We start from the raw sequence: 21,601 nt of genomic DNA, 5'->3' as shown, positions 1-21,601 counted from the left end.
CTAGGCCGCAGACGGGAGGCCTGATCTCCGGCTATTCGGATGAGGGGAGCGTGAGCGAGGACGGCCTGAGCGTCGGCGATCCGGATGCCGAGGGGTTGGTGCGGGCGTTTCTGGACGCGGTCGCTGACGGGATGCCGCGCACGGCCGCCGCCATGCACGCGGCCCGGACGCCGGCCCCGGCCGCGAAACCCGTCCGGGGCTTCAATCGGAAGCCCGGTGCAGGTCAGCGGGCAGAGCTTGCCTCGCTCGTGTCCGGAATTTCCGGGATATGGGGGCGCCGCTCGGAAACCGTGCCCGCCGCGCGCCCTCTGACCGTCCGGGCCGCCGTCGGGACGGGGCAGCCGGCCGATGTGCCCTCGCTGGTTACCGCCTTCTCGCAGGGGGATCTGCTGCGTTTCGACTGGCAGCTCGCGCTGGGGGATGATCCGCTCACCGAGGCTGAGATGGATCTGCTGGCCGAGTCTCATCGTCCGCTGGTGCGTCTGCGTGATCAGTGGGTCGTCGTGGACGCGGCGACCACGGCCAAGCTGCGCGACCGGTCGATGAAACCGCTCACCCCGATTGCCGCGCTCGCGCTCGCGCTGACCGGGAGCGCCGACATCGACGGCGAGCGGGTGGAGGTCGCCGCCACGCCGTGGCTGGAGGCGTTGCGCCGCCGGGTCACCGATCCGGACGCCTCCGAGCCGGTCGGTCCGCCGGCTGGGCTGACCGCGACCCTGCGCGACTACCAGGTACGCGGCCTGCGCTGGCTGGCGGGGCTCACCTCGCTCGGCCTGGGAGGTTGCCTCGCCGACGACATGGGCTTGGGCAAGACGGTCACGCTTATTGCCCTCGCCCTGCATCGCGGGGGTGGGCCTGCCCTGGTGGTCTGCCCGGCTTCCCTGCTGGGCAACTGGGAACGGGAGATCCGCAGGTTCGCCCCGGGTGTCGCCGTGCGGCGGTACCACGGCCCTGCCCGTACCCTCGAAGGGGTCGAGGACGGGTTCGTGCTCACCACGTACGGGACGATGCGGCTGGACGCGGAGCGGCTGGCCGGGACCGCCTGGGATCTGGTGGTCGCCGATGAGGCCCAGCACGTGAAGAATCCCCGGTCCGGGACCGCTCGTGCGCTGCGCACCATTCCCGCCGGGGCGCGGGTCGCGCTGACGGGCACGCCCGTGGAGAACTCCCTCACCGACCTGTGGGCGATCCTGGACTGGACCACGCCCGGCCTGCTCGGCACCCTCGGCGGCTTCCGGTCCCGGTGGGCCCGCCCGATCGAGGGCTCGGAGCCCGGCAAGGACCCGGCCGCGGCCGAACGTCTGTCCGCGCTGGTACGGCCGTTCCTGTTGCGCCGCCGCAAGACCGATCCCGGGATCGTGCCGGAGCTGCCGCCCAAGACCGAGACCGACCAGCCGGTCCCGCTCACCCGCGAGCAGGCCGCCCTCTACGCGGCCGCGGTCCGTGAGGGCATGGCGCGCATCGCCGAAGCCGACGGCATGGCCCGGCGCGGCCTGGTCGTCAAGCTCCTGACCGGCCTCAAGCAGATCTGCAACCATCCCGCCCAGTATCTGAAGGAGCCGCACGGCCGTCTCACCGGGCGTTCCGGCAAGCTCGCCCTGCTGGACGAGCTGCTGGACACCATCGTGGCCGAGGACGGCGCAGCCCTCGTCTTCACGCAGTACGTGACGATGGCCCGTCTGCTGGAGCGTCATCTGGCGGCCCGTGGCGTACCGGCCCGGCTGCTGCACGGGGGGACCCCGGTGCCGCGCCGCGAGGAGATGGTCCGCCGGTTCCAGGACGGCGAGGTGCCGGTGTTCCTGCTGTCGCTGAAAGCCGCAGGGACCGGGTTGAACCTCACCAGGGCCGATCACGTCGTGCACTACGACCGGTGGTGGAACCCGGCCGTGGAGGAGCAGGCCACCGATCGCGCGTACCGGATCGGCCAGACCAGGCCCGTCCAGGTGCACCGCCTCATCGCCGAGGGCACCGTCGAGGACCGGATCGCCGACCTGCTACGCGGCAAACGTGCCCTGGCCGACGCGGTCCTCACCTCCGGCGAGGCGGCACTGAGCGAACTCCCCCTCGACGAACTGGCCCGCCTGGTGGAACTCCGCTGAACACGCCACAGGGTCGGAGGCCTCAGCGGAATGAGACCGACCGCCCCCGCGTCATTTGTTTATGGCCCCGCGCGGACGGGGGGATTCCGCGCGGGGCCGTGAAGGCTGCCCCTGCCGTGGGCCGTCACCCGGGCCCCGGGGGATCTGCCGGGCCGGGAAACGGTCCGCGGGTGTAGCCGCACCCGCTGGCAGGGCAGCCGGCTCAGGCGGCCACGGGTCAGGCGGTGTAGACGGGGTAGCCGTAGCCGACGACGTCGGCGGTGGGGCGGGTACGGATCTCCACCTTGCCGTTGCCGGTGTTGCCCTCCACGGTCTGGATGGTGCCGTCGCCGTTGTCCTTGATGACGAAACCGACGTGGTCGATGTTGTGGAGGAGTTTGCCGCCGTCCCAGCCGAAGAAGACGACCGCGCCGCGCACCGGGTGGGTGCCCCAGCGCTTGTTCTCCTTGAACCAGCTGGCGTGGGAGACGGTGTAGGCGTCCCAGCCCATGGCGGGCCGGATGCCCAGCTTGTCGCCGACCCAGGAGACGAACATGTCGCACCAGGCGGCGTTCCGGTAGTCGGTCACCTTGCCGCCGTCGCGGGCGACGGTCTCCCGGGCGCGCGGCGAGTTCATGTACCAGTCGTGGAACTTGGTGCCGCCGCCGTAGCCGTTCTCGCGTACGCCGACCTGGCTTTCGGCCAGGCGCAGCACCTGGTCGGCGCTCACCTTGGGCAGCCGCCGCGCGACGCTGAACAGCGGGCTGGCCTCCGGGTGGAGGTCGGCGCGGCCGACCGGGGCGATGTTGGCGTCGCCGGCCCGGCTGGAGTCGGCGTGGGCGAAACCTGCCGCCGCGGCGCTTCCGGTGAGCGCGGCGCCGGCGAGAAGTGTAGTGGCCAGGGCGACGCGCACGTGTGATTTGGGGGCTCGCATGTGGGGTCTTGCTCCCTTGCTTCCATGCCGCCTACCGGGTTAGCTGACGGATTCGGGCGTGGAAGTCGCCCTACGGCCTGAGACAGGCCGATTCACCCCGAGAGGGCTGGGAGTCTGGTGCTTTCATCTGGGGAGAGTTCTCCCGGCCCTCGATGGTTCCCCGGCTCCGCGTGAGCGGACTCGGCGGTCGGGCCGTCCCAGGCTTGGGACGGCCATCCGAGTTGGATAGGGCATCTGGGACGAGACCGTGATTGGACTCACTTGACCTGTTTGGCCTGTCTTGGCGTCCAGATGCCCTGGACTTCCCATGAAGGTAGACGAAATCGCCCAAACGGGTCAAATGCCGACAAGTAGATATATTAGGGATTCATGGGATGTTAGGGCTAATAACGCCCAGGTGACTGCATGGCCGCAGGCTGCGGCAACGAGGCTCGGATGGCGCGAAGCCCGATTTTCTCGGATGTTTCCGACCGGAACAGCATGATCACAAAGAAACGGATGGTCCGCGATTTCGGCCATCCGGATCTCGCTCCGATCGAGCAGGCTCGGTAAAGCACAGGCCATGCTCACACCGCGTCGAAGCTTCACGACCGAACGCGTCGGAAAGTCACGCGGTGCATTCTGTCCCGCCAGGCGGGTGGCGGGACAGAGGCCTTCAACGTCAGCGGTTAGGCGCGATCACCGCGCTCGGACAGGGTCTCCAGGATCTTCTGCAGCATCTGGTTGCCCGCCTTCTGACTCCCTTCGACCCGATCTATCCGCTCGTCGAGCCCGTCGAATCGCTCGCTGTGCTCCTTCTGGACCTGTTCGATGCGTCCGAGGCGTTCTGCCTGCTCCTCCTGGGTGGTCTCGATCCGCACGAGGCGGTCCGTGTGGTCCGCGAGCGTGTTGTCGACCTCCCCGAACCGATACATGTGCAGGCTCAGCGCGTTGTTGACCCGCTGGAACTGGCCGCTCACCTCCCGGTGGTAGGCGCCGAGGCGCTTGTACACCTCATCGAACGTGGCGTGCGCGGCGGTCGAGCTCTTCTGGGCGAAGTCAGCGATCGCTCGCGTCTCCTCGGCTTCGGGCCTTTGGTCGCGCATCTTCCCTACTTCCTCTTCGAGGGCGGTCACGCGGTCTTCGAGGGTGGTCACACAGGCCTCCTGCGAGGGGGGATTGGACGTCCCAAACCCTACGACGGTCACGCTGCGAATGTGACCAAATACAAACGGTCAACGCCACCCTTCCGGGTCCACACCCCCAGGAATCGGGGCAGACGGATCGTAGGGTTCCCGGGTGAAGATGAACGTGTTGAGGGAAATATGCACACCCCCGGGATGACGTTCCACCCGCAGGGTTTCACCGGCGTAATACCCGTCCAGCCCGAGCCACGTCCCGTCCGCCTGCGGCACGAACCGTGAGGCCCGCCCGACCCCGCTGATCGGCGACAACGACAGCCCGCGCCCCGGCAGCGGCCGCAGCGCGTACGCCGAGGGCCCCCAGTACCAGGGCCCGGCCAGGTCGAGCAGGTCCTCGTCGACGGGGGAGGGCCGCCACTCGGCCGGCAGCGGCGGCTCGTGCTCGGCCAGGATGTCCAGCAGGTCGAACAGCAGCCGCCCCCGTACGCCCGACGTGGTGTTGGCCATGAACAGCACCCCGACCCCGTCGGCGGGATCGGTCCACACCGTGGCCAGGAAGCCCGGCATCGACCCCGTATGGCCGGCCAGCATGCGGCTCTCGTGGCGGGCCAGTTGCAGGCCCAGGCCGTACCCGCGATCCCAGGAGGGGCCGTCCTCAACCGCGGCCGGCTCGCGCATCTCGGCCAGCGTGGCCGGCCGCAGGACGCCGCCGCCGTCGCCGGCCAGGAAGGCCGCCCACCGGGCCAGGTCGGCGGCGCCCGCCCACAGCTGCCCGGCCGGGGCCATGCCGCCCGCGTCGTGCTCGGGCTCGGGCAGCAGCACGTCCGCCCACGGATGCACCGCGAACCCCGCCGCGTACGGCTCCTCGGCCCGCTCGGTCACCGCGCCCATGCCCAGCGGCTCCAGGATCTCCTCCCGCACCGCCCGCGCCCACCCGACGCCGCGTTTGCGGGCCACCAGCTCGCCCAGCAGCCCGTACCCGAGATTGGAGTAGTGGAAGCGCCGGCCGGGGCGGTGCCGCGCCACCTCGGGCCCGAGGTCGCCGAGCAGGCCGGCGGCGGGCGCGCCCGGGGTGCGCTCCCACCAGGAGCCGGGCGGCTCGGCGGTCAGGCCGCCGGTGTGCGACAGCAGCTGCGCGATCGTGAGGTCGCCGACCGGCGTGCCGGGCACGTGCTTGTCCAGCGGGTCCAGCAGGTCCAGCACGCCCTCGTCCCGCAGCCGCATCACCAGCACCGCCACCATGCTCTTGGTGATCGAACCCAGCCGGTACCGGGTGCGCTCGGTCGGCCCTGAGCCGTCGCGGCCCTCCAGGCCGGTCCGGCCGCGCGCCCCGAACCACACCGGCCCGCCGCCCCGCACCAGGGCGGCCACCAGCGACGGAACCCTTGACTCTGCCTGCTCGACGGCCAGCCGGTGGAGCAGGGCGCGCGCGGTGCTTTCGAGAACCATGGGCGACAGGCTAGTCGCCCGGCACCGGGATCAGGTCGGGCCCCACGATGTGTCCCTGATGCGGTTCCGGCGCGGCCTGGTCGTGCAGGAAATGCCCCGCGTACCAGACGACCAGGTTGGCGCCGTCGATGTTCTCCCCGTCCAGGAACTTGTTGAGGTGGGTCTTGCTGTCGGAGGGACGCCCCATGTGGCCGCCGTCGTGCAGCTCGGTGGCGCGGTGGCGCAGGAACCACGCGTCGGCCACGCCGTAGGCGTCGGCGCTGGCGTCGTGCTCGCCCGGCCAGATCTGGTAGCCGCGACCCGTCTTCTTGTCCACCACCTGCCAGCCCTTGATGCCGCCGCGCCGCCGCCGCGAGGTCTCCCGCCTGATCGGCACGCTGTCCAGCACGATCCCGCCGCCGTCCTCCAGCTGCTGCACCGTGTCGTTGGCCGCGCCGTCCAGGTCGAAGTCCAGCCGCCAGTACGCGTGGTGCTCGTGCCGGTTGCACGTCATCGGGTCCTTGGTCCCGGCGAACCCGAACCGGGGCCGGATGGTGCCGTCGTCGGCCAGCCGCCAGTCCGACACGTACCGGTACCAGCCGGCCTGCAGCTCGCTGACGACGCGCAACTCCTCGCCGTCGTGGTGGAAGGCCACGCCCTGGAAGTTGCCGCGGTCGTCCTCGGGCCGCTCCAGAATGGTCTGCGGCGGCTTGGAGCACAGCCGCCACCCCCATCCGGCCGGGTCCTCGCCGGTCGCCTTGAAGACCGTCTCCTCGTTGGCCCAGTCGCGGAAGTTGGTCTCGCCGTCGGCGTACAGGACGTTCAGGACCGGCATGTGCGCCTGCCGCAGGACGAGCCTGCCGCGGTAGCGCACGTTCAGCAGTTCCACGCCGGCGCCGTCGGGGGCGGGCTGGGAGGCGCGCGGCCGGACCACGATCAGGTTCCACAGTTCGACGCCGTCCCGTACGACGCGGACGCGCACCTGGTCGGGGCCGCCGCGGTCGGCCTGCGAGCCGACGCCCTCCGGCAGGTGCTTCTCGCAGTCGTCGTCGGTGTGGGCGGCCACGTCGGCCGGGTGCCAGTCCACCGTGTGCGCGGCCACGTCCACCGCGACGATCTGGTGGCGGGGCCCGCCCGCCGGGTTGTAGACGCCCAGCGTGGGCCGGCGCACCAGGCTCCCGTCCGGCCGCTCCAGGTCGGCCAGCGGCGGCATCGGCTGGTAGATCACCACGTCGTCGCCGGCGGGGAAACGCGGGTCGCCGCGTAAGATCTCCGCCGCCGCGGCCAGCTCGCCCGGCTGCGGGCGGGGCCGTACGGCGCTGGGCCGCACCTCGACCTCGCCGAGCCGGTCCAGGGTGCCGCGGATCTCCACGGCCCGGTTGCCGACCGGGTCGAACACGTGCGCCCGGAACGGCGCGTCCTCGCCCGGGTCGTGGCCGAGCGCGGCCGCGTCGTGCACGATCAGTTCCGACACCTGCTCCAGGTGCCCCCGCACCTCGGGATGGCCCTGCGCCAGTTCCCGCACCCGCTCGGCCGCCAGGCCCGGCCGCCGGACCGCCTCGATGGTCACGCGCACGCTCATGAACTCTCCCCGTCCGAATCGTCCCCGTCGCTGGTGCCTTGTTCGTACACCGCCGCCCGCCGCCCCGCCAGCCGATCACGAAGAAACCCCCGCGAAACCGCTACGCTCGGGGCGCGCGCCGCGAAGGAGGATCGGTGGAGGGTGCCAGCCTGGACGCGGTCCTGGAACGCATCACCTATGCGAACGAGGAGACCGGCTACACCATCGCCAGGGTCGCCACCGAGCGCTCCGGCGCCGACCTGCTGACCGTGGTCGGGCCGCTGCTCGGCGCCCAGCCGGGGGAGTCGCTGCGGCTGACCGGCCGCTGGACCTCCCACCCCCGCTACGGCCGCCAGTTCGAGGTCTGGTCCTACACCACCGTGCTGCCCGCCACCGTCCAGGGCATCCAGCGCTACCTCGGCTCCGGCCTGATCAAGGGCATCGGCCCCCGCATGGCCGAGCGCATCGTCGGCCACTTCGGCGCCGACACCCTGCGCGTCATCGAGGAGGAACCCGCCCGCCTCGTCGAAGTGCCCGGCCTCGGCCCCAAACGCACCAAGATGATCGGCGCCGCCTGGGAGGAACAGAAGATCATCAAAGAGGTGATGATCTTCCTGCAGGGCGTCGGCGTCTCCACCTCCATCGCCGTCCGCATCTTCAAGCAGTACGGCGACCAGTCCATCGGCGTCGTCCGCGCCGAACCGTACCGGCTGGCCGACGAGGTGTGGGGGATCGGCTTCAAGACCGCCGACACCATCGCCCAGGCCGTCGGCATCCCGCACGACAGCCCCCAGCGCGTCAAGGCCGGCCTGCGCTACACCCTCTCCCAGGCCGCCGACGACGGCCACTGCTTCCTGCCCGCCCCCAACCTCACCGGCGACGCCGTCAAGATCCTCGACGTGCCCGCCGAGCTGGTCGCCGCCTGCCTGGAGGAGCTCGTCGCCGAGGAGGGCGTCGTCCGCGAGGACGTCCCGGCCGGCGACGGCACCGTGCCCGCCGTCTACCTGGTGCCCTTCCACCGCGCCGAGCAGTCCCTCACCGCCACCCTCCGCACCCTGCTCCACACCTCCGGCGACCGCCTGCGCGCCTTCGCCGACGTCGACTGGGCCGCCGCCCTGACCTGGCTCAAGACCCGCACCGGCGCCAGCCTCGCCGCCGAGCAGGACCAGGCCGTACGGCTCGCGCTCACCGAGAAGGTGGCCGTCCTCACCGGCGGCCCCGGCTGCGGCAAGAGCTTCACCGTCCGCTCCATCGTCGAACTCGCCCGCGCCAAACGCGCCAAGGTCATCCTGGCCGCCCCCACCGGCCGCGCCGCCAAACGCCTGGCCGAGCTGACCGGCCACCAGGCCACCACCGTGCACCGCCTGCTCCAGCTGCGCCCCGGCGGCGAGGCCACCTTCGACCGCGACAACCCCCTCGACGCCGACCTGGTCGTCGTCGACGAAGCCTCCATGCTCGACCTGCTGCTGGCCAACAAGCTCGCCAAGGCCGTCGCCCCCGGCGCCCACCTGCTGTTCGTCGGCGACGTCGACCAGCTGCCCTCCGTCGGCGCCGGCGAGGTCCTGCGCGACCTGCTGGCCGCCCCCGCCATCCCCCGGGTCCGCCTCACCCAGATCTTCCGCCAGGCCGCCGAGTCCGGCGTCGTCGTCAACGCCCACCGCGTCAACAGCGGCCAGCCCCCGCTGCTGCGCGAATTCCCCGACTTCTTCCTGTTCGCCTGCGAGGAACCCGAGGAGATCGCCGCCCTCACCGTCGACGTGGCCGCCCGCCGCATCCCCGCCAAGTTCGGCCTCGACCCGCGCCGCGACGTCCAGGTCCTGGCCCCCATGCACCGCGGCGCGGCCGGCGCCGGCGCCCTCAACCTGGCCCTCCAGGAAGCCCTCACCCCCGCCCGCGACGACCTGCCGGAACGCCGCTACGGCGGCCGCGTCTTCCGCATCGGCGACAAGGTCACCCAGCTGCGCAACAACTACGACAAGGGCGCCGCCGGCGTCTTCAACGGCACCGTCGGCGTCGTCACCGGCATCGTCCCCGAGGAGAACCGCCTCACCGTCCTGACCGACGAGGACGAGCACGTCGACTACGCCTTCGACGAGCTCGACGAACTCGCCCACGCCTACGCCGTCTCCATCCACCGCTCCCAGGGCAGCGAGTACCCGGCCGTGGTCATCCCGCTGTCCACCAGCGCCTGGACGATGCTCCAGCGCAACCTGCTCTACACCGCCATCACCCGGGCCAAGAAGCTCGCCGTCATCGTCGGCTCCCGCCGCGCCCTGGCCCAGGCCGTACGGACCCGCGGGGCCGGGCGCCGCCACACCGGCCTCACCCACCGCCTCGACCGGTAACGGGCGGGAATAAAAGGGCAGGCGCGGACTTTACTCTTCTGGGCGCCGTTTGACCCGATATCGCTACCAAAATGTGAGCTAACTCTCCAGAAAGATGCGGACACATCCGGCCGACCCTAATAGTGTCTTTGGGTGCCCTTTGCCACCGTGGGGGAGAGGTTGTGCTGAACAGGAAGACGCGCGGCGCCGGATCGGCCATCGCCGCGATCGCCATCGCCATGTCTGTGCTGCTGTCCGCGTGCACCAGCGGGTCCGGCGGAGGCGGCGGCCTGCTCGGCGGCGGAGCGACCGAGGCCAGCGAGAAGCCGACGATCCCCGCGCCCGCGATCACCATCGTCCCCGCCGAGGGCACCAACCGGGTCAGGCCCGACAAGAACGTGGTCGTCACCGCGCAGGGCGGCGCCCTCGAAGAGGTCCTCGTCGAATCCAGCGGCGAACCCGTCGAAGGCGAGTTCGACGCGGCCCGCACCAAGTGGACCTCCAAGCAGCCGCTGCGCCCCTCCACCACCTACACCGTCTCGGCCAAGGCCACCGGCGAAGGCGGCCCCACCACCGCCACCAGCGAGTTCACCACGCTCAAGCCCAAGACCGAGCTGGCCGTCATCGACGTGACCCCCGGCATCAAGGGCGAGACCGTCGGCGTCGGCATGCCCATCATGGTCACCTTCAGCCAGGCCGTCACCAACAAGGCCGCCGTCGAGGCCGCGCTCAAGGTCGACGCCGAGAAGCCCTCCGAAGGCGCCTGGCGGTGGATCAGCGACCGCCTGGTCATCTACCGGCCCGCCAAGTTCTGGCCCGCCCACCAGAAGGTCACCTTCACCGCCGACCTCACCGGCGTACGCGGCGGCGCCGACATGTACGGCACCAAGGCCTTCACCCACACCATCAAAATCGGCGCCCGCATGGTCAGCACCGTCAACACCAAGACCCACATGATGGTCGTCAAGAAGGACGGCAAGACCGTCCAGACCATGAAGATCAGCGCCGGCAAGGCCACCACCCGCGAGTACACCACCACCAGCGGCGTGCACCTCACCATGTCCCGGCACAACCCCGAGACCATGATCTCGCCCGGCAAGAAGGAAGGCGATCCCGGCTACTACAAGGAGATCGTCAACCACGCCGTGCGCATCTCCAACAGCGGCGAGTACGTGCACTCCGCCCCCTGGTCGGTCGGCTCCCAGGGCCGCGCCAACGTCAGCCACGGCTGCATCAACGCCCACCCCAACCAGGCCAAGTGGTACTACGACAACTTCCAGCGCGGCGACATCGTCACGATCGTCGGCACCGACCGGGAGCTGGAGTGGAACAACGGGTGGGGCTTCTGGCAGATGTCGTACGCCAAGTGGAAGCGCGGCAGCGCCCTCAAGGAGCAGCCCGCCGACACCGCCGACACGACCGCGACCACGGTGTCCTGAACCCCGCTAGTGCACGCCTAGCCGCATCAGCACGAACGCGCCCACGAACTTCACGACCACCAGGCCGATCACGACCAGGAACACGATCAGGGCCGGCCTGTGCTCGAAGTGCTTGCCCTCCTTCAGCGGCGGCCGCCTGGCCACCCGCTCGGCGATGCGCTCCTCGATGGGTTTGCGGTTGAACATGCCCCCACCGTAGCGGGCGGCCCGGGCAGGCCCGCCCTCCGGATCAACGGTGCTCGGCCAGATCGGCGTGGTAGTGCGCCTGAGCCGGCCCGTCGGGGTCGGCGTGCACGGTCGCCGCGGTCAGCCTCGGCACCTGGTGGATGAGCCGGTGCTCCGCCTCCGCGGCGATGGCGTGGGCGCGCACCAGGCTCAGCCGGTGATCCACCAGGATGTCCACCTCCGCGCGCAGACTGTGCCCGATCCAGCGCATCCGCAACGAGCCGACCCCGCGCACCCCCGGCGTCCCCGCGACGCTCTTCTCGGCCTGGGCGATCAACTCGGGGTCCACGGCGTCCATCAGCCGGTGATACACCTCGCGCGCCGCGTCCCGCAGCACGTACAGAATCGCCACCGTGATCAGCAGACCCACGATCGGGTCCGCGTACGGCCATCCGGCCCACACCCCCGCCGCGCCGGCCAGCACCGCCAGCGACGTGAACCCGTCCGTACGCGCGTGCAGCCCGTCCGCGACCAGCGCCGCGGAGCCGATCTCCCGCCCGACCTTGATGCGGTAGCGGGCCACCACCTCGTTGCCCAGGAAGCCGATCACGGCGGCGGCGGCCACCCAGCCCAGCGCCCGCACCGGCTGCGGGTTCAGCAGCCGCTGGAACGCCTCATACCCGGCCAGGGCCGCCGACGCGGCGATCACGACGACGATGACGATCCCGGCGAGATCCTCGGCCCGGCCGTACCCGTAGGTGAACCGGGGGGACGCCGCCCGGCGGCCGATCGTGAACGCGATCGCGAGCGGGACCGCCGTCAGCGCGTCCGCGAAGTTGTGCAGGGTGTCGCCGAGCAGGGCCACCGACCCCGACATCATGACGACCACGACCTGGATCAGCGCGGTGACGGTGAGCAGGACGAAGGAGACCGCGAGTGTGCGCATGCCGCGGCGGCTGGTCTCCAGCGCCTGGTCGGTCCTGGCGGAGGCGTCGTGACTGTGCGGCGCCACCAGGTGGCGCAGCCGAGCCCCCAGGGCGCCGATGGGGGAGCGGCGGCCGTGCCCATGACCATGTCCGTGCCCATGACCGTGCTCGTCGGAGGCACTGCCCACGCTCATCTGCTCCCTCGATTCCGTCCGTCCGGAACGCAGGTGACAGATGCGTTATCCCCCCATATATGCGTTCATATGACCCGGGAAGCTACACCAGGGACAGCTGCCGGGCGGGGGAGCGGCGCCGCTTCCACCGCCGCGCCGAACGCCCGATCCCGTACGCCTCCGCCAGCCCCCGCACCTGAGCCGCGATCCCCGCCCGGTACTCCGCCGGAGCGGTCGGCGACTTGCCGTACAGGGCGGCGTAACGCGGCACCAGCCCCGGATGCTCACGCTCCAGCCACGCCGTGAACCACTCCCGCGCCCCCGGCGGCAGCCGCAGCACCACCGGCGTCACCGCCACCGCGCCCGCCTCGGCCGCCCGCCGCACCGTGGCCCGCAGATGATCCGCCGAATCGGTGATCAACGGCAGGATCGGCGCCATCAGCACCTCGCACGGCACCCCGGCCTCGTTCAGGGCCGAGCACACGTCCAGCCGCCGCTGCGCCCCCGCCGCGCCCGGCTCCACCCCGCGCCGCACCTTCTCGTCGACGAAACCCACCGACACCGCCACCCGTACCTGCGTCAGCTTGCCCGCCTCCCGCAACGCCTCCACATCCCGCAGCACCAGCGGGCTCTTGGTCAGCACCGTGAACGGATTGCCCGCCTCCGCCAGCGCCCGGATCACCTGCGGCATCAACAGGTACGTCTCCTCCGCCGGCTGATAGCAGTCCCCGGTCAGCCCGAGCGCCACCGTCTCACCCGACCAGCGCGGCGACGCCACCTCCCGCCGCAGCCGATCCGCCAGATTCGTCTTCACCACGATCCGCGAATCGAAATCGCCACCCGCGTCCAGGCCCAGATACCGGTGCCCGCGCCGCGCCGCACAGTACCGGCAGCCCGCCTCACACCCCCGGTACGGGCTCGCCGCCCACGCGAACGGCAGCTCCGCCGCCGCGGGCACCCGCTCCAGAGCCACCCGCGCGGCCACCTCGTAGCAGGTCAGGCCGCCGAACTCCCGGATGACCGCCTGCCGCTCGATCCGCGGCCGCTGCGGGCCCCCATCCAGCAGGGGGAGCACATCCCAAGGCATGACGATCAGTAGAACACGCATTCGACCCCTTCCGCCAGTGGTTCCCGCACTCGAGACGACGGAACAGCGCTGGAACAGCCTTGGAACGCCATGGAACGGGATGGAACGCCCTCACCCACGGAGGCCAGACCACCGAAGGGAACCGAACCCCGCATGCTGCGTAAACTCGCCGGCGCGCTGACCGCGATCTTCCTGCTGGCACTCGCCGTGCCCGCCTCCGCGACCGGCCCCCGCGTCGACCTGTCCATCCAGTGGAACCACACCAACTCCCCGAACATCGTCTACAGCTACACCGTCACCTGCGACCCGGACGGCGGCACCGGCGAAACCGACTGGTACATGGACATCTGGATCGCCTGCGACGACCTCCGCCAGGCCGGCGGCGACCTCGACCAGATGAACGGCCTGCTCGGCGACTGCGCCCCCACCGCCAACGGGACGCTCCGCACCCGCATCACCGGCACCTCCTACGGCCAGCCCGTCAACCGCGACGAACGCTGGCCCGACTGGAACTGCCTCCGCCGCGCCTACGGCTACCTGTTCATCTTCTAGTACGCCCGGCACACGGGAACCCACCCACCCGGCCCGGGATCGGCCACCACCCCGCCGCTCCCGGGCCGCCCCGTTTCCGCGCCGCCCAGGTCCTCCAGGGCGGCCTGGGGCGCGATGATCCGCCGCACCGCCGAACCGGCGCCGTCGGCGCCTACAGGCCGGACAGCAGGATCTCGCGCAGGGTGAGCCGGTTGACGCCCAGATGTTCCTCCGGCGGCAGCGGCGGGATGGGCTTGGTGAACTTGGGGGTCAGGGACTCGTCGGTGAAGGTCATCGTGGTGGCGGGGCGGATGCCGGTGGCCTGGGTCAGCGCGTACCGGCCGTCATGGCCGCGAACCTAAAAACCGGGCGCTAAACTGGAACAAGCGTACCGTTTTTAGGAGAAATCATGGCGTGGATCCTGCTGGCCGGCGCGATCGTATCCGAGGTCATGGCCACCACCGCCCTCAAACTCAGCGACGGCTTCGCCCACAAAGGCTGGGCCGTCGTCGTCATCCTCGGCTACATCGCCTCCTTCGTCCTGCTCGCCCAGACCCTCAAACTCCAGATGCCCGTCGGCGTCGCCTACGCCGTCTGGGCCGGCATCGGCACCGCCGCCGTCGCCGCCATCGGCACCCTCTTCCTCGACGAATCCATGAACCTCGCCAAAGCCGGCGGAATCCTCCTCATCATCGGCGGCGTCGTCCTGCTCAACCTCGCCGGATCCCATTGACCGGCCGCGAACCGCAGAAACGCGCCAGGATCCGCCGCGAAGCCCTCCTGGACGCCGCCGTCACCCTCCTCGAAAACGGCGGATTCCCCGCCGTCACCCACCGCGCCGTCGCCCAGCGGGCCGGCGTCCCCCTCGCCGCCACCACCTACTACTTCGCCTCCCGCGACGACCTCGTCGCCCACGCCTTCACCCGCCTCGTCGAACACGAACTCACCGAGACCCGCGCCATCCTCGACACCCCCGGACCCCCGCTCCAGGACCGGCTCACCGCCCTGCTCCAGCAGGACCGCGCCCGCCAGCTCGGCCTCTGGGAGCTGTACGTCCACGCCGGCCGCGACCCCGCCCTCCAGACCATCGCCCGCACCTGGACCGACGGCTGCGACGCCGCCCTCGCCACCGCCCTGCGCCGCGACGGCTACCCCTGCGCCCCCGCCGACGTCCGCTTCCTCGCCACCCTCCTGTACGGCCTCTGGGTCGAGACCACCGTCGAAGCCCGCTCAGGGACAACCCACAGCGACACCCTCAACCGAGCCCTCCGTACCCTCAGCGACCACCCCCGGGAGACCCCGTGATCCTCCACCTCGCCCTCGCCTCCGACTGGGCCCACGCCCAGCACGACGGCCACTACCGCGTCTCCACCCTCGGCCGCACCCTCGAACAGGAAGGCTTCATCCACGCCGCCACCGACCTCGCCCAGGCCCACGGCGTCGCCACCCGCTACTACACCGGCGTCACCGAACCCCTGCTCCTCCTGCACATCCAGGAAGACCTGCTCGGCTGCCCCGTCATCCCCGAAACCCCGCCCGGCGGCGACGAGACCTTCCCCCACATCTACGGCCCGATCCCCGTCGAGGCCGTCACCCAGGTCACCCCGTACCAGATCTGAGCAGATCAGCCCGGCGCGGGCAGGCCGCCCGCGCGGCCGGGACCCAGCCGGCCCTCATCCAGATCCGCCCGGTCCCCGGCCGCCCGCCCGTCCTCCCACCCCGACCAGTCCCGCAACCGGCGACGCCCCCCGCGCCGCACCCGCGGAAACAGCTCCTCATACACCCGGCTCACCCGCGCCCGCCGATCCACCAGCACCAGTTCCGCCGACCGGCCCCGCGACCCCTCCGGCGGCGCGCTCTCCGCCGCCGCCCGCCGCTCCGCCTCACCCAGCCGCTCACACACCCGGTGCACGAACCCCGCCATCCAGCTCTTCCGGAAACTCACCGTCGAACCCCCCTCCGGCGCCCGCACCCGCAACACCCCCGACCCCATCTGCAGGCACAACGAGGTGAACAACAACTCCACCACCGCCAGATCCGACCCGAACCCCACCACCCGCACCACCGACTCCCGCCCCGACCGCCAGTAGATCGCCCGGCACCGCGACGCCGCCGCCACCCCCGCCAGCAACGCCCGCCGATCCGCCTGGTACGGATTGCCCACCCGCACCGTCAGCTGCCCCACCTCATCGGCCACCAGCCCCGCGTCGGCCAGCATCGCCTGCTCGATCCCGTACGCGGCCATCACCGCGTACGCCTTCTCCAGATACACCGCCGCCTCGGTCGGATCCGTCCCCGGATGCTCCGCCACCGCCAGCAGCTTCCGCACCAGCTCCAGCTTCCGCTCCGGAATCCCCGCCACCGGCTACCCCTCCCGCCCGCGCGCCAGAGCCCCCAGCCGGCGCAGCGACACCCCGAAGAACAGCGCCGCCACCGGCCGCGCCAGCGGCCACAACGCCTCCGCCGGGACCTCCAGCAGCTCCTCCCACTCCACCCGGCACCCGCCGGGGCGGGGGAGTACCCGGAACTCGCCCGTGCCGCGGACGAGGCGCCCGGTGTGCCGAACCGACACCGAACGCGGCGGATCCCAGCCCGTGATCTCCATCGTGTCGAGGAAACCCAGCACTCCGACACCCGTGAACGCCGACAGGCGGGAGCCCGCGCTGCGGCCGTCGCCGCCGGTCACCTCCGCCCGGGTCAGCAGCATCCACTCCTGGTGGCGCGGCCAGTCCGTCAGCACCGCGAACACCCGCGACGGCTCAGCCGCCACATCCTCACCGACCAGCAGTCGCACCGTCACAAGCCGACCCTAGGGGAACGACGGGGGAGCGGACCCCAGGGGAGCGGCCCAACCCTTGATCAACAATCGCCCAAACGGCGGCCCGCCGCCGGGACCCGCGCCGCGAACCGGACGACGCTGGCCACAGCATCCTGTTCCGATCGAAGGCGCACCATGAAACACCTCGTCCTGGTCCTGGCGGCCGCCGCCTGCACCGCCCTGCCCGCCGCCCACGCGGAGGCTCCGCCGCCGCCGATCGCGCCGTCGATGCCCTCCATCCAGACGCCGCAGCCGGCGCTGCCCATCCCGACGAAGATCACGCCACCCGCCAAGCCGGCGGCCGAGGAGCCCGGCGAGATCTCCGCGCTCATCGCCGATCTCGTCAAGGAACTCTCCAAGGCCGTGAAGAAGAAGATCGCGGAGGAGCTCAGCGAGTTCCGCGACAAACTCACCGGCTAGCCGATCCGGTACGGCTCGCGCGGGGCCATACCGGATCATGGCTACTTGACATAATGTGCATTATCGAGCAACGAGCGAACACTACGATCGGATCATGCCGAACCTGGGACCGACCGAGATCATCATCCTGCTCATCCTCATCGCGATCATCGTCGGCGTCATCGCACTCGCCCGAAGCGCCGGAGCCCGACCCGACGCCACGTTAGCCTGGCGCACACCCGGATTCCTGCCACCCGTACCCGAACACGTACAGGAGCGCATCCGCGAACTCTTCGCCGAAGGCCGCAAAGTCGAAGCCATCAAAGTCCTCCGCCAGGAAACCGGCCTCGGCCTCAAAGAAGCCAAAACCACCGCCGAAGCCATCGCCGCCGGACGATTCATCCCCACCCCGCCCGACCGGCCCGGCACCAACGACCTCGCGGCCCGCGTCCTCGAACTCAAAGCCGCCGGCCGCACCGAACAAGCCATCTACCTCGTACGCGGCGAAACCGGCATGACCCACGAGCAGGCCGAAGCCTTCGTCAACGCCATCTGAGGCCATCTGAGGCCATCTGACAGGCTCACCCCAGCCGACGCAACGCCCGCTCCCGCCGCTCGGCCAGCACCGAACCCGACTCCCGCCGCGCCATCCGCCGCAACACCACCGGCGCAACCAGCAGGCCGACCACGGCCCACACCCCCAGCACCCCGGCCGTCTCCAGATGCCGCCACGAGCCGCCCAGCTCCACCGCCACCGCCGCGTCCGGCAGCAACGCCGACCGCATGCCCAGGCCCATCCAGTAGAACGGGAACACCTGCGCCACCCCCTGCACCCAGCCAGGCAGCGCCGCGACCGGATAGAAGATCCCCGAAATCGCGATCAGCCCCAGCAGCGGCAGCGTGATCAGGCCCTGACCGCGCGGGCTCACGAACAGCGACCCCAGCACCGCCCCCGCCGGCAGCGCCGCCACCAGGCCCAGCACCAGCACCCACAGCAGCGTCAGCCACGCCCCCGCACCCTCCAGCGCCACACCCCCGACCAGGAAGATCCCCGGCACCAGGAAGATCAGCAGATCGGTGACCAGCACACCCGCCACCGACACCACCGTCCCCACCAGGTAGCCCACCATCCCGTACGGCGTCGCCTTCGCCCGCAGCAGCGTCCCGTCCTCACGGTCCGCCGTCAGCTGCTGACTCATGTTCACCATGCCCAGCGCCACGTTCATGCCCAGCACGCTCGGCAGGGCCAGCGTCCCCAGCAACAGGCCGCTGGAGGCGAACTCCGAGTCCCGCAGCCAGAACAGGGCCGCCAGCATGAGGATCGGCCAGAAGAAGTGCGCCCACAGATCGGCGCCGTTGGTGAACGACTGTCGTAACTCGATCCAGCCTCGGGACCAGCCCGCCCTGACCGCCGCGCTCATCGGGATCCTTCTTTCGTCTCGGCCTGGCGTACCAGGGCCAGGTAGGTCTGTTCCAGGGACGCCCGGTGGACTTCCAGTTCGGCGATCGCCTCGCCGTACTGGGCGAAAAGGCCGCGGACGAAAGCGGTCGAATCCGTGGTCGACTGGGTGAAACGGTGGCCCTCGCGGCTCCAGCGGACCTCGTCGGAGCCGACGATGCGCCGGGCCAGCTCCGCGGCCGAGCCGTCGGCGACGATGCGGCCGCCGTTGAGAACGATGATGCGGTCGGCCAGCTTCTCGGCCTCGTCCAGGTCGTGGGTGGTGAGCAGGACCGTCGTCTCGTACGTGCCGGTGAGACCGCGGACCAGGTCGTGGAACTCGCGGCGGGCCTGGGGGTCGAACGCCGCGGTCGGCTCGTCGAGGAACAGCAACTCGGGGCGGCCCGCGATGCCGATGGCCACGTCCAGCCTGCGCCGCTGGCCGCCGGACAGGAACTTGATCTTCTTGTCGGCCTGTTCGGTGAGGCCGACCGCGTCGATCAGGTCGTCCGGGTTCCAGGGGCGTGGGATCGCGTCGGTGGAGAAAGGCGCGTAGTAGGAGCCGAGGTGCGAGATCAGCTCGCGTACCCGCCATTTGCCGTGGTCACGCCAGGACTGCAGGACGACCCCGATCCGCGCCCGCCACCGTTCGTCGCCGTGGGCCGGATCCGCGCCGAGGACTTCGACGCGGCCGGCCGAACGCATGCGGAAACCCTCGAGGATCTCGATGGTGGTCGTCTTTCCCGCGCCGTTCGGGCCGAGGAGGGCTAACACCTCGCCGTGGCGGACCTGGAAGGCGACGTCGTGCAGGATGTCGTTGGCGCCGTAACGCATCCGCAGCCCTTCGACGTCGACCACCGACTGCCGATTTATCGCCATAAAGTCACCTCTCTTGAAGCCGTCACCTCACCCGAGGCACGGCTGAACAGGACGAACAGGGATGGGGACGTTCCGGACCCGGCTCTCCAGCCGGACAGGACATGGGCATGCCAGATCCGGCCGCGTCGAACGGCCACGGCACACCTCTGAAGACACGATCGACTCGAATCGCGCCAGAGCGATCCCGCACGCAGACGGGCAACCAAAGCACGGTGGCTGCGACAACGGCGCAGGCCGACAGCCGCTCGAAGGGCTTCTAGAACCCAAGAGCTCGAGAAGCCAAGACAGAACTCTGAAGCCAGGACAGCTCAGAAGCTCAAACAGAACTCCAGAAGCTCAAACAGAACGAGAAACAAATCGAGTAACAGAACGAGTAACCGAATGAACCGGCCACTCCTGGTAACCGGCCACTCTTGGCGCCGGTACGGCGAGAAGCATCACCTGCGCAAACGGCGCCGGATAACGGCGAGAAGCGACCTCCTCACGTGATTCAGCACTCAACGTGATTCAGCGCCCAGTGACCCGACCGGCGAAGGTCTAGTCGGCCTCGGAGGCGACCGAGTCCAGCACCCGGGCCATCAGCTCACCCCGGCTCACACCCGCCAGCTTCAGAGCTCGCGGCACCGTACCCACCGAAGCCTCCAGGATTCCCAGCAGCAGATGCCCCGGCCGCAGATGCTTCGGGGTGCCGTACTTGAAACTGCGCTCGAACACCAGCTTGGCCGAGGCGCCAAGCTGCGTCGGACGCTTGGGTTCGACGCTCGCGCGCGGCAGCGTGAGCGCCGCGGTGGAGAATCCGGCCACACTCAGACTGTGCTCGTACTCCCGATCGAGCGCGTCACGAATCGCCTGACGGTCGAGACCGGCGGCAAGAAGCGTCCGATGCGCGTCCGTACCTTCCAGCGCGGCCATACCGAGCAGCAGATGCTGGGCCTCTATCGTCGAGGAGCCGTCCTGCTGCGCTTCATCCCCTCCCTCGTCGATGAGCGTACGCACGTACTTGTGGAACATGACCATCGTCAACGTCTCCTCAGCGTGACCCCCGCGGCGATGAGCCGCTTGGCGTGCTTCTTGTGGACCGCCTGACGGGTGACGCCGAGCGCTTCGGCGACCTGCGGCCAGCTCCAGCCGGCCCGCATCGCCTGCTCGACGGCGGCGTCCTCCATCTGATCGGCCAGGCGCCGCAGCGCGGCGACGGCCGCCAGCGCGTCTGCGGGTTCCTGGGTGGTCGGTATCTCAACTGCCGGCATGTTAAGCAACCGTAGTTGACTAATCCGGGATTAGTCAACCCGAGTTGCTTAACCCGTACACATGCCGCACGCCTGCCGTTGGGCCAAACCTGCATAAAATGCCGATACCAGACAGAAGGTGAATTCTGTCTGGTATCGGACGAGTTGTGTTCGGGCGGCAAATCAAGAACTAGGGCCGTTGTCCGGCCAGGTCACACGCCTTCTCAATCCCCGGCAGGCAGTCCCGTTCCCGCGACATGCTGTGGGCGCTGACCAGCCCCGATGTGTGCAGCCTGCTGGTGGTGCGGCCGGGCTGGCCTGGTGACGCGTACCAGGACTGGCTGGCGGCCACCATTACCGGGATCGCCGGTTCAGGGAGCGACCCCGGCTTGGTGGCTAGGGGTGGTGCCGGGGGCCGGTGAGGGTGAACCCCGATATGTCGGCCGGGCCTGGGCTTCCATGATCGAGCCATGAGAATCGCTAGGTTCGCGACCGTGGCGGCGCCGTTGTGCGTGGTCGCCTATGGCCTGATCAGACTCGTCGGCCGCCTGGACGGGCAGTATGGCCCCGGCCTGGATTGGCAGGCATCCCACGTGGCCAATCTCATCGGCCTGCTGCTCCTGGTGTTCGTCATTCTGAGCATGCGACGCCTCCTGTCCCCGGGTTGGGGCAGGGAGGCCGCCGTCGCCGTCACGCTCGTCGGCCTGGTGGCGGCGGTCGTCCAGTTCACGGCCGACATCGTGCAGGGCCTGCTCGCGGCGGACAGGCCGGAAATGCGCGAAATGAGCCGGGAGTTCCGTGCCATCCCGGGCGCCGATCTGGCCTTCTACCAGGTGGGTCCGCAGTTGTTGTACGTCGGGCTGCTGGTGCTCTTCGCGATGCTCGCCTACGCCCGTGAAGTGCCCTGGTGGAGCGTGGGCGTGATCGTGGCGAGCAGCCTCCTGCCGGTCGTGAGCCTGGATCTGCTCCCGGTCAGCGGAATCGGGTATCTGGTGGCGTTCGTCCAGCTCCGTCCGCTGCTCGAAGAGCGGCAGGCCCTTTCACCCGTCGCCTGAGCCCGCCGAGACCTGG

25 protein-coding genes and 1 riboswitch are annotated in these 21,601 nt (G+C 70.4%); of the genes, 10 read left to right on the top strand and 15 right to left on the bottom strand.

Annotated elements, in window-relative coordinates:
- A partial coding sequence (locus tag Aph01nite_RS25085; protein WP_204043424.1) for a DEAD/DEAH box helicase occupies positions 1-2,099 on the top strand: 2,099 nt, incomplete at its 5' end.
- A 217-nt stretch (positions 2,100-2,316) separates the two neighbouring features.
- Here Aph01nite_RS25085 and Aph01nite_RS25080 read toward each other — a convergent pair.
- The 4 genes from Aph01nite_RS25080 to Aph01nite_RS25065 form a co-directional block, all read right to left on the bottom strand.
- Entirely contained in the window at positions 2,317-3,012 is a 696-nt protein-coding gene (locus Aph01nite_RS25080; protein ID WP_204043423.1) for a CHAP domain-containing protein, read from the bottom strand.
- A 14-nt stretch (positions 3,013-3,026) separates the two neighbouring features.
- A riboswitch (cyclic di-AMP (ydaO/yuaA leader) is annotated at positions 3,027-3,208 on the bottom strand.
- A gap of 472 nt (positions 3,209-3,680) precedes the next feature.
- Positions 3,681-4,148: a hypothetical protein gene (locus tag Aph01nite_RS25075; protein ID WP_204043422.1), complete on the bottom strand. Its 468-nt coding sequence runs from the start codon at positions 4,146-4,148 to the stop codon at positions 3,681-3,683.
- A 78-nt stretch (positions 4,149-4,226) separates the two neighbouring features.
- The gene (locus tag Aph01nite_RS25070; protein ID WP_239161952.1) at positions 4,227-5,582 is read right to left on the bottom strand and encodes a serine hydrolase domain-containing protein; all 1,356 of its coding nucleotides are present in this window, start codon (positions 5,580-5,582) and stop codon (positions 4,227-4,229) included.
- Between the two features lie 10 nt (positions 5,583-5,592).
- Complete coding sequence (locus Aph01nite_RS25065; RefSeq protein ID WP_204043421.1) at positions 5,593-7,143, bottom strand: hypothetical protein; 1,551 nt, start codon at positions 7,141-7,143, stop codon at positions 5,593-5,595.
- A gap of 134 nt (positions 7,144-7,277) precedes the next feature.
- On the opposite strand from Aph01nite_RS25065, the gene recD2 reads away from it, so the two are divergent.
- Both recD2 and Aph01nite_RS25055 read left to right on the top strand, forming a co-directional pair.
- Positions 7,278-9,467, top strand: a complete 2,190-nt coding sequence (gene recD2 / locus Aph01nite_RS25060; protein WP_204043420.1) for an SF1B family DNA helicase RecD2 — start codon at positions 7,278-7,280, stop codon at positions 9,465-9,467.
- A 161-nt stretch (positions 9,468-9,628) separates the two neighbouring features.
- Complete coding sequence (locus Aph01nite_RS25055; RefSeq protein WP_239161951.1) at positions 9,629-10,885, top strand: L,D-transpeptidase; 1,257 nt, start codon at positions 9,629-9,631, stop codon at positions 10,883-10,885.
- Positions 10,886-10,891: 6 nt separating this feature from the next.
- On the opposite strand, the gene Aph01nite_RS25050 is transcribed toward Aph01nite_RS25055, so the two are convergent.
- From Aph01nite_RS25050 to Aph01nite_RS25040, 3 genes are all read right to left on the bottom strand, one after another.
- Entirely contained in the window at positions 10,892-11,071 is a 180-nt protein-coding gene (locus Aph01nite_RS25050) for a hypothetical protein (RefSeq protein ID WP_204043419.1), read from the bottom strand.
- A gap of 43 nt (positions 11,072-11,114) precedes the next feature.
- Positions 11,115-12,170 (bottom strand): cation diffusion facilitator family transporter, encoded by a 1,056-nt coding sequence (locus Aph01nite_RS25045; protein ID WP_239161950.1) that lies wholly within the window; start codon positions 12,168-12,170, stop codon positions 11,115-11,117.
- A gap of 82 nt (positions 12,171-12,252) precedes the next feature.
- A complete protein-coding gene (locus Aph01nite_RS25040) occupies positions 12,253-13,257 on the bottom strand; it encodes a radical SAM protein (protein ID WP_239161949.1) in 1,005 nt (334 codons plus the stop codon).
- 132 nt (positions 13,258-13,389) lie between these two features.
- Between Aph01nite_RS25040 and Aph01nite_RS25035 the strand changes: the two genes are divergently transcribed.
- A complete protein-coding gene (locus tag Aph01nite_RS25035) occupies positions 13,390-13,788 on the top strand; it encodes a hypothetical protein (RefSeq protein WP_204043418.1) in 399 nt (132 codons plus the stop codon).
- On the opposite strand, the gene Aph01nite_RS42265 is transcribed toward Aph01nite_RS25035, so the two are convergent.
- Both Aph01nite_RS42265 and Aph01nite_RS42260 read right to left on the bottom strand, forming a co-directional pair.
- Entirely contained in the window at positions 13,785-13,916 is a 132-nt protein-coding gene (locus Aph01nite_RS42265) for a hypothetical protein (RefSeq protein WP_275419284.1), read from the bottom strand. The genes Aph01nite_RS25035 and Aph01nite_RS42265 overlap by 4 nt on opposite strands.
- A 23-nt stretch (positions 13,917-13,939) precedes the next feature.
- Positions 13,940-14,062, bottom strand: coding sequence for a hypothetical protein (locus Aph01nite_RS42260; RefSeq protein WP_275419283.1), 123 nt, complete (start codon positions 14,060-14,062; stop codon positions 13,940-13,942).
- A gap of 114 nt (positions 14,063-14,176) precedes the next feature.
- On the opposite strand from Aph01nite_RS42260, the gene Aph01nite_RS25030 reads away from it, so the two are divergent.
- Genes Aph01nite_RS25030 through Aph01nite_RS25020 form a run of 3 tightly spaced genes read left to right on the top strand, consistent with a single transcriptional unit; the run spans position 14,177 to position 15,386 of the window.
- Positions 14,177-14,500 (top strand): DMT family transporter, encoded by a 324-nt coding sequence (locus Aph01nite_RS25030; RefSeq protein WP_204043417.1) that lies wholly within the window; start codon positions 14,177-14,179, stop codon positions 14,498-14,500.
- On the top strand, positions 14,497-15,072 hold the full coding sequence (locus Aph01nite_RS25025) for a TetR/AcrR family transcriptional regulator (protein WP_204043416.1): 576 nt from the start codon (positions 14,497-14,499) through the stop codon (positions 15,070-15,072). The genes Aph01nite_RS25030 and Aph01nite_RS25025 overlap by 4 nt, the downstream gene beginning before the upstream one ends.
- Positions 15,069-15,386: a DUF952 domain-containing protein gene (locus Aph01nite_RS25020; RefSeq protein WP_204043415.1), complete on the top strand. Its 318-nt coding sequence runs from the start codon at positions 15,069-15,071 to the stop codon at positions 15,384-15,386. Before Aph01nite_RS25025 ends, Aph01nite_RS25020 begins: the two co-directional genes overlap by 4 nt.
- A 5-nt stretch (positions 15,387-15,391) precedes the next feature.
- Here the strand turns inward: Aph01nite_RS25020 and Aph01nite_RS25015 are convergent, their stop codons facing one another.
- Positions 15,392-16,129, bottom strand: coding sequence for a DUF2786 domain-containing protein (locus tag Aph01nite_RS25015; protein WP_204043414.1), 738 nt, complete (start codon positions 16,127-16,129; stop codon positions 15,392-15,394).
- 3 nt (positions 16,130-16,132) lie between these two features.
- Entirely contained in the window at positions 16,133-16,567 is a 435-nt protein-coding gene (locus tag Aph01nite_RS25010) for an SRPBCC family protein (protein WP_239161948.1), read from the bottom strand.
- Positions 16,568-16,720: 153 nt separating this feature from the next.
- Here Aph01nite_RS25010 and Aph01nite_RS25005 point away from each other — a divergent pair, with 153 nt between their 5' ends.
- Positions 16,721-17,005 carry a hypothetical protein gene (locus tag Aph01nite_RS25005; RefSeq protein ID WP_204043413.1) on the top strand — a complete coding sequence of 95 codons (285 nt, stop codon included), beginning with the start codon at positions 16,721-16,723 and terminating at the stop codon, positions 17,003-17,005.
- Positions 17,006-17,099: 94 nt separating this feature from the next.
- Positions 17,100-17,540, top strand: coding sequence for a ribosomal L7/L12 family protein (locus Aph01nite_RS25000; protein ID WP_204043412.1), 441 nt, complete (start codon positions 17,100-17,102; stop codon positions 17,538-17,540).
- Between the two features lie 25 nt (positions 17,541-17,565).
- Here Aph01nite_RS25000 and Aph01nite_RS24995 read toward each other — a convergent pair whose 3' ends face one another.
- The 4 genes from Aph01nite_RS24995 to Aph01nite_RS24980 form a co-directional block, all read right to left on the bottom strand.
- Positions 17,566-18,405: an ABC transporter permease gene (locus tag Aph01nite_RS24995; protein WP_204043411.1), complete on the bottom strand. Its 840-nt coding sequence runs from the start codon at positions 18,403-18,405 to the stop codon at positions 17,566-17,568.
- A complete protein-coding gene (locus tag Aph01nite_RS24990; protein WP_204043410.1) occupies positions 18,402-19,301 on the bottom strand; it encodes an ABC transporter ATP-binding protein in 900 nt (299 codons plus the stop codon). Before Aph01nite_RS24990 ends, Aph01nite_RS24995 begins: the two co-directional genes overlap by 4 nt.
- A 537-nt stretch (positions 19,302-19,838) precedes the next feature.
- Positions 19,839-20,324, bottom strand: coding sequence for a Clp protease N-terminal domain-containing protein (locus Aph01nite_RS24985; RefSeq protein ID WP_204043409.1), 486 nt, complete (start codon positions 20,322-20,324; stop codon positions 19,839-19,841).
- Positions 20,321-20,551 (bottom strand): hypothetical protein, encoded by a 231-nt coding sequence (locus tag Aph01nite_RS24980; RefSeq protein ID WP_204043408.1) that lies wholly within the window; start codon positions 20,549-20,551, stop codon positions 20,321-20,323. Before Aph01nite_RS24980 ends, Aph01nite_RS24985 begins: the two co-directional genes overlap by 4 nt.
- A gap of 449 nt (positions 20,552-21,000) precedes the next feature.
- Between Aph01nite_RS24980 and Aph01nite_RS24975 the strand changes: the two genes are divergently transcribed.
- A complete protein-coding gene (locus tag Aph01nite_RS24975; protein WP_204043407.1) occupies positions 21,001-21,585 on the top strand; it encodes a hypothetical protein in 585 nt (194 codons plus the stop codon).
- Positions 21,586-21,601: the final 16 nt, after the last annotated feature.

This window comes from Acrocarpospora phusangensis (genome assembly GCF_016862995.1).
GTDB classification, from domain to species: Bacteria; Actinomycetota; Actinomycetes; order Streptosporangiales; family Streptosporangiaceae; genus Acrocarpospora; species Acrocarpospora phusangensis.
This window is presented reverse-complemented; position numbering and strand designations above follow the sequence as displayed.